General features: G+C 43.7%; 9 protein-coding genes. All 9 read left to right on the top strand.

Going from position 1 to position 12,544, the window contains the following annotated elements:
- On the top strand, window positions 1–79 hold a 79-nt coding region (locus tag DK865_RS00345; RefSeq protein ID WP_001184434.1), incomplete at its 5' end, for an EF-Tu C-terminal domain-related protein.
- 273 nt (window positions 80–352) lie between these two features.
- Complete coding sequence (gene secE / locus DK865_RS00340; protein ID WP_023583091.1) at window positions 353–730, top strand: preprotein translocase subunit SecE; 378 nt, start codon at window positions 353–355, stop codon at window positions 728–730.
- Between the two features lie 7 nt (window positions 731–737).
- Window positions 738–1,283 (top strand): transcription termination/antitermination protein NusG, encoded by a 546-nt coding sequence (nusG, locus tag DK865_RS00335; RefSeq protein WP_004246900.1) that lies wholly within the window; start codon window positions 738–740, stop codon window positions 1,281–1,283.
- 146 nt (window positions 1,284–1,429) lie between these two features.
- A complete protein-coding gene (rplK, locus tag DK865_RS00330; RefSeq protein WP_006534703.1) occupies window positions 1,430–1,858 on the top strand; it encodes a 50S ribosomal protein L11 in 429 nt (142 codons plus the stop codon).
- Between the two features lie 4 nt (window positions 1,859–1,862).
- Window positions 1,863–2,564, top strand: a complete 702-nt coding sequence (rplA, locus tag DK865_RS00325; protein WP_023583092.1) for a 50S ribosomal protein L1 — start codon at window positions 1,863–1,865, stop codon at window positions 2,562–2,564.
- A 325-nt stretch (window positions 2,565–2,889) separates the two neighbouring features.
- Window positions 2,890–3,387 carry a 50S ribosomal protein L10 gene (gene rplJ, locus DK865_RS00320; RefSeq protein WP_006534706.1) on the top strand — a complete coding sequence of 166 codons (498 nt, stop codon included), beginning with the start codon at window positions 2,890–2,892 and terminating at the stop codon, window positions 3,385–3,387.
- A gap of 63 nt (window positions 3,388–3,450) precedes the next feature.
- Window positions 3,451–3,816, top strand: coding sequence for a 50S ribosomal protein L7/L12 (gene rplL / locus DK865_RS00315; RefSeq protein ID WP_023583093.1), 366 nt, complete (start codon window positions 3,451–3,453; stop codon window positions 3,814–3,816).
- A 349-nt stretch (window positions 3,817–4,165) separates the two neighbouring features.
- On the top strand, window positions 4,166–8,194 hold the full coding sequence (rpoB, locus tag DK865_RS00310) for a DNA-directed RNA polymerase subunit beta (RefSeq protein ID WP_036914209.1): 4,029 nt from the start codon (window positions 4,166–4,168) through the stop codon (window positions 8,192–8,194).
- 122 nt (window positions 8,195–8,316) lie between these two features.
- On the top strand, window positions 8,317–12,543 hold the full coding sequence (rpoC, locus tag DK865_RS00305) for a DNA-directed RNA polymerase subunit beta' (RefSeq protein ID WP_036914212.1): 4,227 nt from the start codon (window positions 8,317–8,319) through the stop codon (window positions 12,541–12,543).
- Window position 12,544 lies beyond the last annotated feature (1 nt).

Below are 12,544 nucleotides of genomic sequence, written 5' to 3'. Positions count from 1 at the left end.
GGACGACGGTTTACGTTTCGCTATCCGTGAAGGTGGCCGTACAGTAGGTGCGGGCGTTGTTGCTAAAGTATTAGGTTAATTACTCGCGTAATTTCCTAAAAAAGGGCATCAATTGATGCCCTTTTTATGCGTTGTTTGAAAAAGAACCTATCTCATCACTAGTTTGTTGTAAATTATTGGTGAGATAGGCTCTGATACAACGAATCGAGTCCAGTATCTTGCAGATACGAATGTCATAGAGATATGACACTGTGTCAGATGCAATCATAGTTGATTTTATGGTTAGTCTGATTTGTTTTGCTCTTGCGAGGCAAGCTGGCTATTTATTTACATCATAGTGACAGGTTAATTTATGAGTGCGAATAGCGGAGCTCAAGATAGCAAACGCGGTGGTGATATCGCTAAGTGGATCATTACCGTTTTATTGCTGGCAGTAGCAGTGGGTGGCAACTATCTTTACCGTGAATTTAACCTAGCGTTGCGAGCTTTAGCTGTTGTTGCTTTGTTCGTAGCAGCAGGTGGGATCGCGTTGTGGACAACACAAGGTAAAGCAACGTTAGCATTTGCTCGTGAAGCGCGTATTGAAATGCGTAAAGTAGTATGGCCAACACGTCAAGAAACATTGCAAACAACCCTGATTGTTGCTGCAGTGACGGCTATTGTGTCATTAGTTCTTTGGGGACTGGATGGCATTCTGGTTCGTTTTGTTTCATTTATTACTGGCCTGTGAGGTGTTCATGACTGATTCTCCAAAAAAACGCTGGTATGTCATTCAGGCATTTTCAGGCTTCGAAGGCCGTGTTGCACAGTCTCTGCGTGAACATATCAAATTAAACGAAATGGAAGACTCATTCGGCGAAGTTATGGTTCCAACCGAAGAAGTGGTTGAAATCCGTAGCGGTCAACGTCGTAAAAGTGAGCGTAAATTTTTCCCAGGCTATGTTCTTGTCCAAATGGTCATGAACGATGCAACTTGGCACTTAGTACGTAATGTACCGCGTGTTATGGGATTCATTGGCGGAACGTCAGACAGACCTGCACCAATTAGCGATAAAGAAGTTGATGCGATTATGAATCGCTTACAACAAGTTGGTGATAAACCGCGTCCTAAAACACTGTTTGAACCAGGTGAAATGGTTCGTGTTAGCGATGGTCCATTTGCTGACTTTAATGGTGTTGTTGAAGAAGTTGATTACGAAAAAAGCCGCTTAAAAGTCTCTGTATCAATCTTTGGTCGTGCAACACCCGTTGAGTTAGACTTTAGTCAGGTTGAAAAAGGTTAAACCTTTTTACGTTGCTTTCTTGCAAAAGGTGGAAAAGTTATCTACAATTTTCCACCTTTCGTTTTGAGTTGTTCTGTCATAAGACGGAACAAAGTAAAATCGGGGAGCCCTAGCCGGGCGATATACCCACATTGAGGAATTAATTAATGGCTAAGAAAGTCCAAGCCTATATCAAACTGCAAGTTTCTGCAGGTATGGCTAATCCAAGTCCACCAGTTGGTCCAGCTCTGGGTCAACAAGGTGTTAACATCATGGAATTCTGTAAAGCATTCAACGCTAAAACTGAAAGCGTTGAAAAAGGTTTACCAATTCCTGTTGTTATTACAGTTTACGCTGACCGTTCTTTCACTTTCGTTACCAAAACTCCTCCAGCAGCAGTTCTGCTGAAGAAAGCTGCGGGCGTGAAATCAGGTTCTGGCAAACCGAACAAAGAGAAAGTAGGTAAAATTACTTCTGCTCAAGTTCGTGAAATCGCAGAAACTAAAGCTGCGGACCTGACTGGTGCTGACGTTGAAGCTATGATGCGTTCAATTGCTGGTACTGCTCGTTCCATGGGCCTGGTAGTGGAGGATTAATCTGATGGCTAAACTAACCAAGCGCATGCGCAATATCCGTGAAAAAGTTGAAGTAACTAAACAGTACGAAATTGCTGAAGCTGTTGCTTTACTGAAAGAACTGGCTACTGCTAAATTCGTTGAAAGCGTTGACGTTGCTGTTAACCTTGGCATCGATGCACGTAAATCAGATCAAAACGTTCGTGGTGCAACTGTACTTCCACACGGTACTGGCCGTTCAGTTCGCGTTGCTGTATTCGCACAAGGTGCAAATGCAGAAGCTGCTAAAGAAGCAGGCGCTGAATTAGTCGGTATGGACGACTTAGCTGCTAAAGTTAAAGCTGGCGAAATGGACTTTGACGTTGTTATCGCATCTCCAGATGCAATGCGCGTTGTAGGTCAATTAGGTCAAATCCTTGGCCCACGTGGCTTAATGCCAAACCCGAAAGTGGGTACTGTAACACCTAACGTTGCTGAAGCAGTTAAAAATGCTAAAGCGGGTCAGGTTCGTTACCGTAACGACAAAAATGGTATTATCCATACCACTATCGGTAAAGTTGATTTCAACGAAGCTCAGTTGAAAGAAAACTTAGAAGCTCTGCTGGTTGCTCTGAAAAAAGCAAAACCATCAGCAGCGAAAGGCGTTTATATCAAGAAAGTAAGCCTGTCTACCACTATGGGTGCAGGTGTTGCGATTGATCAAGCTAGCTTAAGCGCAACAGTTTAATCTTAGATTAGACTAAAGTCATAAAAGACTTTACCTTGGCGTCAAATTTGTATAGAATTTGACGCCTTGAGTTTAGCTATGTTGTATTTTTTTAAGTCAACATAACTAAATTCTCTGAATTTCGGTTGGAGTCTGGCCTATCCAGACCCCGTCCAAGACCGCAGGTGTAAGTCATTACTTAATTTTCCTGCGTAGACGGTGAGAGAGCCAATAAAGAATTATATATTCTGGATTCTACTCACCGTGTTTTAGCGCTTATACCATTGTGGTAATAAGTGATGTGAGTCCCGAGTTTTTACTCGGTTAATCCAGGAGCAAGAAGCTAATGGCACTAAATCTTCAAGACAAACAAGCGATTGTTGCTGAAGTCAGCGAAGTTGCCAAAGGTGCGCTTTCTGCAGTTGTTGCGGATTCCCGCGGCGTTACTGTAGCTAAAATGACCGAACTGCGTAAAGCATGTCGTGAAGCTGGCGTTACTGTACGTGTAGTACGTAACACACTTCTGCGTCGTGCTGTTGAAGGTACTTCTTATGAAGTACTGAAAGATGCATTTGTTGGTCCAACCTTGATTGCATTTTCTGCTGAACATCCGGGCGCTGCTGCTCGTCTGTTCAAAGATTTCGCGAAAGCGAACCCAGCATTCGAGATTAAAGCGGCTGCCTTTGAAGGTGAGTTTATCCCAGGTTCGAACATCGATCGTCTGGCTACACTCCCAACTTACGATGAAGCAATCGCACGCCTGATGGCAACCATGAAAGAAGCCTCTGCAGGCAAATTGGTTCGCACTCTGGCTGCTCTGCGCGATCAGAAAGAAGCTGCTTAATAGCCAATTTCTTCGTTGCTTTATTTACGTATAAACTTTTTCTGAATTTTAGGAACACTTGTTATGTCTATTTCTAAAGACGATATCTTAAACGCAGTTGCTGAAATGTCTGTAATGGACGTTGTTGAACTGATCTCTATGATGGAAGAAAAATTCGGTGTATCTGCTGCTGCAGCTGTTGCTGTTGCTGCGGGTCCAGCAGAAGCTGCTGAAGAGAAAACTGAATTTGACGTTATCCTGAAAGCTATCGGCGGTAACAAAGTAGCAGTAATCAAAGCAGTACGTGGCGCTACCGGTCTTGGCCTGAAAGAAGCTAAAGACTTAGTAGAATCTGCACCAGCAGCTCTGAAAGAAGGCGTAAGCAAAGATGATGCTGAAGCTCTGAAGAAAGCTCTGGAAGAAGCAGGCGCTGAGGTTGAAGTTAAATAATTTAACTTCCCAGAGTGCAGCCTAACGGCTGATGGCTGGTGATTTTTTGGTCACCAGCCTTTTTGCGCTGTAAGGTAAGAGTCACTTTTTCACACTTTTTTGGTGTCTCATTACTTCAATATTTTTTGCTATTGACGACTTAATATACTGTGTTAGTCACTACGATCCACGTTCTCGAAAGCTCGGTAGTGATCTTGACGCAATGAAATGATTTAAGAGTAATAGCAATGAATATTCGGAAAATAGTTGTTTTCCTACCTACAAAAAAACAGTGTTTGCAGAATGTCGAGCCATCCTTAACGTTAAGGACAGGCAGAGTGGGTCACTTTTCAGCGAGCTGAGGAACCCTATGGTTTACTCCTATACCGAGAAAAAACGTATTCGTAAGGATTTTGGTAAACGTCCACAAGTTCTGGATGTTCCCTATCTCCTTTCTATCCAACTTGACTCGTTCCAGAAGTTTATCGAGCAAGATCCTGATGGTCAAAACGGTCTGGAAGCAGCTTTCCGCTCCGTATTTCCTATCCAAAGCTACAGTGGTAACGCTGAATTACAATATGTCAGCTACCGCTTAGGCGAGCCTGTTTTTGATGTTAAAGAATGTCAGATCCGCGGTGTAACTTACTCAGCACCTTTGCGTGTAAAACTGCGTCTGGTCATCTATGAACGTGAAGCCCCAGAAGGCACCGTTAAAGACATCAAAGAACAAGAAGTCTATATGGGTGAAATCCCATTAATGACCGATAATGGTACCTTTGTTATCAATGGTACTGAGCGTGTTATCGTTTCCCAGTTACACCGTAGCCCTGGTGTGTTCTTTGATAGTGACAAAGGTAAAACACACTCTTCAGGTAAGGTACTGTATAACGCACGTATTATCCCTTATCGTGGTTCATGGTTAGACTTCGAATTCGACCCTAAAGATAACCTTTTTGTCCGTATTGACCGTCGCCGTAAATTACCTGCGACTATCATTTTACGCGCAATGAACTACAGCACTGAAGAAATCTTAGGTTTATTCTTCGAAAAAACATTGTTTGAAATCAGCAACAACAAGCTGATGATGACATTAGTGCCTGAGCGTCTGCGTGGTGAAACTGCTTCATTTGATATTGAAGCAAACGGCAAAGTATATGTCGAAAAAGGTCGTCGTATTACCGCTCGCCATATTCGTCAATTAGAAAAAGAGCAAATTGACCGCATTGAAGTACCTGTTGAATACATTGCAGGTAAAGTGGTTGCTCGTGACTATATTGATGAAGCGACAGGTGAACTGATTTGTGCTGCTAACATGGAAATCTCTTTAGATGTGTTAGCTCGCTTAAGTCAAGCTGGTCATAAAACGATAGAAACTCTGTTTACCAATGACTTAGATCATGGTGCTTATATTTCAGAAACTGTTCGCGTCGATCCTACAAACGATCGTTTAAGCGCATTAGTTGAAATTTATCGCATGATGCGTCCTGGTGAACCACCTACACGCGAAGCCGCAGAAAACTTATTTGAGAACTTATTCTTCTCTGAAGATCGTTATGATCTGTCTGCTGTTGGTCGTATGAAGTTCAACCGTTCGTTAAGCCGTGACGAAGTTGAAGGTTCTGGCATCTTGAGCCAAGAAGATATCATTGAAGTAATGAAAAAACTGATTGATATCCGTAATGGTAAAGGTGAAGTGGATGATATCGACCACTTAGGTAACCGTCGTATTCGTTCTGTTGGCGAAATGGCTGAAAACCAATTCCGTGTTGGTCTGGTGCGTGTTGAACGTGCAGTTAAAGAGCGTCTGTCTTTAGGCGATCTTGATGCATTAATGCCACAAGATATGATCAACGCAAAACCGATTTCTGCTGCTGTCAAAGAATTCTTTGGCTCTAGCCAGTTATCACAGTTTATGGATCAGAATAACCCGCTATCAGAAATTACGCACAAACGTCGTATTTCTGCATTAGGCCCAGGTGGTTTGACCCGTGAACGTGCAGGCTTCGAAGTTCGAGACGTACACCCAACTCACTACGGTCGTGTGTGCCCAATCGAAACACCTGAAGGTCCAAACATCGGTCTTATCAACTCATTATCTGTTTATGCACAGACTAACGAGTACGGTTTCTTAGAAACGCCTTACCGTGTTGTTGAAAACAACGCTGTAACAGATGAAATTCACTATCTGTCTGCAATTGAAGAAGGTAACTTTATCATTGCTCAGGCTAACTCCGTATTAGACGATGACAATCACTTCGTTGAAGAATTAGTTACTTGCCGTCATAAAGGTGAGTCAAGCTTATTTAGTCGTGACCAAGTTCAGTACATGGACGTTTCAACCCAACAGGTTGTTTCTGTCGGTGCTTCACTGATCCCATTCCTTGAACACGATGACGCCAACCGTGCATTGATGGGTGCAAACATGCAACGTCAGGCTGTTCCTACACTTCGTGGTGATAAACCACTGGTAGGTACAGGTATGGAACGTGCGGTAGCGGTTGACTCCGGTGTTACTGCGGTTGCTAAACGTGGTGGTGTTGTTCAGTATGTTGATGCTTCTCGTATCGTTATCAAAGTTAACGAAGATGAGACTTATGCTGGTGAAGCAGGCATCGATATCTATAGCTTGACTAAATACACTCGTTCTAACCAGAACACATGTATTAACCAAACTCCTTGCGTATCTTTAGGTGAACCTGTTGATCGTGGTGACGTGTTAGCCGATGGTCCTTCAACAGACCTTGGTGAGTTGGCATTAGGTCAAAACATGCGCGTGGCATTTATGCCATGGAATGGTTATAACTACGAGGACTCCATCCTTGTATCTGAACGTGTTGTTCAAGAAGATCGTTTCACTACTATCCATATTCAAGAACTCGCTTGTGTCTCTCGTGATACTAAGTTAGGGCCTGAAGAGATCACTGCTGATATCCCGAACGTCGGTGAAGCAGCATTATCTAAACTGGATGAATCAGGTATCGTTTATATCGGTGCTGAAGTGAAAGGCGGCGACATTCTGGTTGGTAAAGTAACACCTAAAGGTGAAACTCAACTGACTCCAGAAGAGAAACTGTTGCGTGCTATCTTCGGTGAGAAAGCGTCTGATGTTAAAGATTCTTCTCTACGTGTTCCTAATGGTGTGTCTGGTACAGTTATCGACGTACAAGTCTTCACCCGTGATGGCGTAGAAAAAGATAAACGTGCATTAGAAATCGAAGAATCACAGTTACGCGAAGTTAAGAAAGACTTAACTGAAGAACTGCGTATCTTTGAAGCTGGTCTATTCGCGCGTATCCGTGGTGTTCTGATTGCTGGCGGTATTGAAGCTGAGAAATTAGATAAATTACCTCGTGAACGTTGGTTAGAACTGGGTATTGCGGATGAAGAGAAGCAAAACCAGTTAGAACAATTAGCAGAACAGTATGATGAACTGAAAGCTGAGTTCGCGAAGAAACTGGAAGCTAAACGTCGTAAAATCACTCAAGGTGATGATTTAGCACCAGGCGTGCTGAAAATCGTTAAGGTTTACCTGGCTGTTAAACGTCAGATCCAACCTGGTGATAAGATGGCGGGTCGTCATGGTAACAAGGGTGTTATCTCTAAGATTAACCCAATTGAAGACATGCCATACGATGAAAACGGTAATCCAGTAGACCTCGTACTGAACCCACTGGGTGTACCATCACGTATGAATATCGGTCAGATCCTTGAAACTCACTTGGGTATGGCTGCTAAAGGTATCGGTGATAAGATCAATGCGATGCTGAAACAGCAACAAGAAGTTGCTAAATTACGTGAATTTATCCAGAAAGCTTACGATCTGGGTATGGCACCTCGTCAGAAAGTTGATCTGGACACCTTCAGCGATGAAGAAGTGTTACGTTTGGCTGAAAACCTGAAAAAAGGTATGCCAACCGCGACACCAGTGTTCGATGGTGCGGAAGAAATGGAAATTAAAGAGATGCTGAAATTAGCGGATCTTCCAACTTCTGGTCAGATTACACTTTTCGATGGTCGTACAGGTGAACAATTTGAGCGTCCAGTAACTGTTGGTTACATGTACATGCTGAAACTGAACCACTTAGTTGATGACAAGATGCACGCCCGTTCTACTGGTTCGTACAGCTTGGTTACTCAGCAACCTCTTGGTGGTAAAGCACAGTTTGGTGGACAGCGTTTCGGGGAGATGGAAGTGTGGGCACTGGAAGCATACGGTGCAGCTTATACTCTTCAAGAAATGCTGACTGTTAAGTCAGATGACGTTAACGGTCGTACCAAAATGTACAAAAACATCGTTGATGGTAACCATCAGATGGAACCAGGTATGCCAGAGTCGTTCAACGTATTGTTGAAAGAGATCCGTTCACTGGGTATCAACATCGAATTGGAAGACGAATAACGGATTCCATATAGACAGACTGCTAGAAATGGCAGTCTGTCAAACAGTGACTACACTGGTTTAAAGGGGTGAATGACAGGGGTCATTTGCCTGGCAGGTCTAACTCCGACAGGAGCCATTTCGTGAAAGACTTATTAAAGTTTCTGAAAGCGCAAACCAAGACCGAAGAGTTTGATGCGATCAAAATTGCTCTGGCATCACCTGATATGATCCGTTCATGGTCATTTGGTGAAGTTAAAAAGCCAGAAACAATTAACTACCGTACGTTCAAACCAGAACGTGACGGTCTTTTCTGTGCCCGTATTTTCGGACCAGTAAAAGATTACGAATGTTTGTGTGGTAAATACAAACGTTTAAAACACCGTGGTGTTATCTGTGAGAAGTGTGGCGTTGAAGTTACACAAACTAAAGTTCGTCGTGAACGTATGGGTCACATCGAATTAGCTTCTCCAGTTGCTCACATTTGGTTCTTGAAATCACTGCCGTCCCGTATCGGTCTGTTGCTGGATATGCCACTGCGCGATATTGAACGTGTACTGTATTTTGAATCATACGTTGTTGTTGAAGGCGGTATGACTAGCCTTGAACGCGGTCAAATTCTGACAGAAGAGCAATACCTTGATGCATTAGAAGAGTTCGGCGACGAATTCGATGCGAAAATGGGTGCCGAAGCTGTTCAAAACTTGTTACAGAGCATGGATCTGGAACAAGAGTGTGAAACGCTGCGTGAAGAGTTAAATGAAACTAACTCTGAAACTAAACGTAAGAAACTGACCAAACGTATCAAGTTACTTGAAGCATTCATGCAATCAGGCAATAAACCTGAGTGGATGATCTTAACTGTACTGCCTGTGTTACCACCAGACTTACGTCCACTGGTTCCACTTGATGGCGGTCGTTTTGCGACTTCAGACCTGAACGATTTATATCGTCGCGTGATCAACCGTAACAACCGTTTAAAACGCCTGCTTGATTTAGCAGCACCAGACATTATCGTACGTAACGAAAAACGTATGTTACAAGAGTCTGTGGATGCGTTATTAGATAACGGTCGCCGTGGTCGTGCGATTACAGGTTCTAACAAACGTCCTCTGAAATCTTTGGCTGATATGATCAAAGGTAAACAAGGTCGTTTCCGTCAAAACCTGTTAGGTAAACGTGTTGACTATTCTGGTCGTTCTGTAATCACCGTTGGTCCATACCTGCGTCTGCATCAGTGTGGTCTACCGAAGAAAATGGCTCTTGAATTATTCAAACCATTTATTTACGGAAAACTGGAAACCCGTGGTTTAGCGACAACAATCAAAGCCGCTAAAAAAATGGTTGAGCGCGAAGAAGCGGTTGTTTGGGATATCTTAGATGAAGTTATCCGTGAACACCCAGTGATGCTAAACCGTGCACCAACACTTCACCGTTTAGGTATTCAGGCATTTGAACCAATCCTTATCGAAGGTAAAGCTATTCAGTTACACCCACTCGTTTGTGCGGCATATAACGCCGACTTCGATGGTGACCAAATGGCGGTTCACGTACCATTGACATTAGAAGCACAGTTAGAAGCTCGTGCGCTGATGATGTCAACCAATAACATTCTGTCTCCAGCAAGTGGTGACCCAATCATCGTTCCTTCACAGGACGTTGTATTAGGTCTTTACTACATGACTCGTGATTGCATCAATGCCAAAGGTGAAGGCATGGTGTTAAGTGGTCCTAAAGAAGCTGAACGCGTTTATCGCGCAGGTTTAGCCTCTTTACACGCACGTGTTAAAGTACGTATCACTGAAGAGATCAAAGATGGTGAAGGTAATGTCACTACAGAAACTAGCTTAAAAGATACGACGGTTGGTCGTGCTATTTTGTGGATGATTGTACCTAAAGGTCTACCTTACGCGCTGGTTAACCAACCATTAGGTAAAAAAGCAATTTCTAAGATGCTTAATACCTGTTACCGCGTATTGGGCTTGAAGCCAACGGTTATTTTTGCTGACCAAATCATGTACACCGGTTTTGCTTACGCTGCACGTTCAGGTGCTTCAGTTGGTATCGATGACATGGTTATCCCGGCTAAAAAAGCCGAGATCATTGCAGAAGCAGAAGCAGAAGTTGCAGAAATTCAGGAACAGTTCCAATCCGGTCTGGTAACAGCGGGCGAACGTTATAACAAAGTCATCGATATTTGGGCTGCGGCGAATGAGCGCGTAGCAAAAGCGATGATGGAAAACCTGTCTACTGAAACCGTTATTAACCGTAATGGTGAAGAAGAACAACAAGTATCTTTCAACAGCATCTTTATGATGGCTGACTCCGGTGCTCGTGGTTCTGCAGCTCAGATCCGTCAGTTAGCAGGTATGCGTGGTCTGATGGCTAAGCCAGATGGCTCAATCATCGAAACACCAATCACAGCGAACTTCCGTGAAGGTCTGAACGTACTCCAGTACTTCATCTCAACCCACGGTGCTCGTAAAGGTCTTGCGGATACCGCACTGAAAACAGCAAACTCCGGTTACTTGACTCGTCGTTTAGTTGACGTTGCACAAGACTTAGTCGTAACAGAAGACGACTGTGGCACAACCGAAGGTGTTATGATGACTCCGGTCATCGAAGGTGGTGATGTTAAAGAGCCACTGCGTGAACGTGTATTAGGTCGTGTGGCTGCAGAAGATATTCTGAAACCAGGTACTGCCGATATCCTTGTTCCACGTAACACCCTGTTAAACGAAAAACTGTGTGACTTGTTAGAAGAAAACTCCGTTGATAGCGTGAAAGTACGTTCAGTTGTAACCTGTAACACAGACTTCGGTGTGTGTGCGAAGTGTTATGGTCGTGACCTTGCTCGTGGTCATATCATCAACAAAGGTGAAGCTATCGGTGTTATCGCAGCACAATCAATCGGTGAACCAGGTACACAGTTAACGATGCGTACGTTCCACATCGGTGGTGCGGCATCTCGTGCGGCAGCAGAATCAAGCATTCAAGTACGTAACAAAGGTACTCTGAAGCTGTTCAATGCGAAGTTCATTACTAACACTGCTGGTAAATTAGTTATCACTTCTCGTAACACAGAATTACGTTTAATTGACGAATTCGGTCGTACAAAAGAGAGCTACAAAGTACCTTACGGTGCTCAATTAGCGAAGGGTGATGGCGAAGCGGTTAACGGTGGCGAAACTGTTGCAAACTGGGACCCGCATACAATGCCAGTTGTGAGTGAAGTATCTGGTATCATTCGTTTTGCAGACATGATTGATGGTCAAACTATCACACGTCAAACAGATGAATTAACAGGTCTTTCTTCACTGGTTGTTCTGGATTCAGCAGAGCGTACAGGTAGCGGTAAAGATTTACGTCCAGCATTGCGCATCACTGATGCACAAGGTAATGACGTATTGATCCCGAATACTGATATGCCAGCACAGTACTTCCTGCCAGGTAAAGCAATTGTTCAGTTAGACGATGGCATTACAATTAATGCAGGTGACACTTTAGCGCGTATTCCACAAGAATCTGGCGGTACTAAAGATATCACCGGTGGTCTGCCACGTGTTGCTGACCTATTTGAAGCACGTCGTCCTAAAGAGCCTGCAATCCTTGCTGAAATCAGCGGTATTGTTTCGTTCGGTAAAGAGACTAAAGGTAAACGTCGTCTAGTGATTTCTCCATTAGACGGTAGTGATGCATACGAAGAGATGATCCCTAAATGGCGTCAACTTAACGTATTCGAGGGTGAGGTTGTGGAACGCGGTGATGTTATCTCCGATGGTCCAGAATCACCACACGACATTCTGCGCTTACGTGGTGTTCATGCGGTTACTCGCTATATCACTAACGAAGTACAGGAAGTTTACCGTTTACAAGGCGTTAAGATTAACGATAAACACATCGAAGTTATCGTTCGTCAGATGTTGCGTAAAGTGACCATTGAGAACGCAGGAAGCTCTGAGTTCCTCGAAGGTGAACAGGTTGAATACGCTCGTGTTAAAGTATCAAACCGTGTTCTGGAAGATGAAGGTAAAGTACCAGCAACGTATTCTCGTGACCTGTTAGGTATCACGAAAGCATCTCTGGCAACCGAATCTTTCATCTCTGCTGCATCGTTCCAAGAAACAACTCGTGTTCTGACGGAAGCTGCGGTAGCGGGTAAACGTGATGAATTACGTGGCTTGAAAGAAAACGTTATTGTTGGTCGCTTGATCCCAGCTGGTACTGGGTATGCGTATCACCAAGATCGTATGAAGCGTCGTCAATCACAACTGCCGACAGATGAAACTGAAACAACAATCAGTGCTGATGAAGCATCTGCAAACTTAGCAGAGTTACTGAATGCTGGTTTCGGTGGATTAAAAGACTAAA

It is taken from the genome of Proteus cibi (genome assembly GCF_003144405.1).
GTDB lineage: Bacteria > Pseudomonadota > Gammaproteobacteria > Enterobacterales > Enterobacteriaceae > Proteus > Proteus cibi.
Note: the sequence above shows the minus strand (reverse complement) of the source record. Positions and strands in the feature narration are given on the sequence as shown.

Excerpts from the sequence above, each read along its gene's own strand:
- secE (WP_023583091.1), top strand. The coding sequence starts at position 353 with ATGAGTGCGAATAGCGGAGCTCAAGATAGCAAACGCGGTGGTGATATC.
- nusG (WP_004246900.1), top strand. The coding sequence starts at position 738 with ATGACTGATTCTCCAAAAAAACGCTGGTATGTCATTCAGGCATTTTCA.
- rplK (WP_006534703.1), top strand. The coding sequence starts at position 1,430 with ATGGCTAAGAAAGTCCAAGCCTATATCAAACTGCAAGTTTCTGCAGGT.
- rplA (WP_023583092.1), top strand. The coding sequence starts at position 1,863 with ATGGCTAAACTAACCAAGCGCATGCGCAATATCCGTGAAAAAGTTGAA.
- rplJ (WP_006534706.1), top strand. The coding sequence starts at position 2,890 with ATGGCACTAAATCTTCAAGACAAACAAGCGATTGTTGCTGAAGTCAGC.
- rplL (WP_023583093.1), top strand. The coding sequence starts at position 3,451 with ATGTCTATTTCTAAAGACGATATCTTAAACGCAGTTGCTGAAATGTCT.
- rpoB (WP_036914209.1), top strand. The coding sequence starts at position 4,166 with ATGGTTTACTCCTATACCGAGAAAAAACGTATTCGTAAGGATTTTGGT.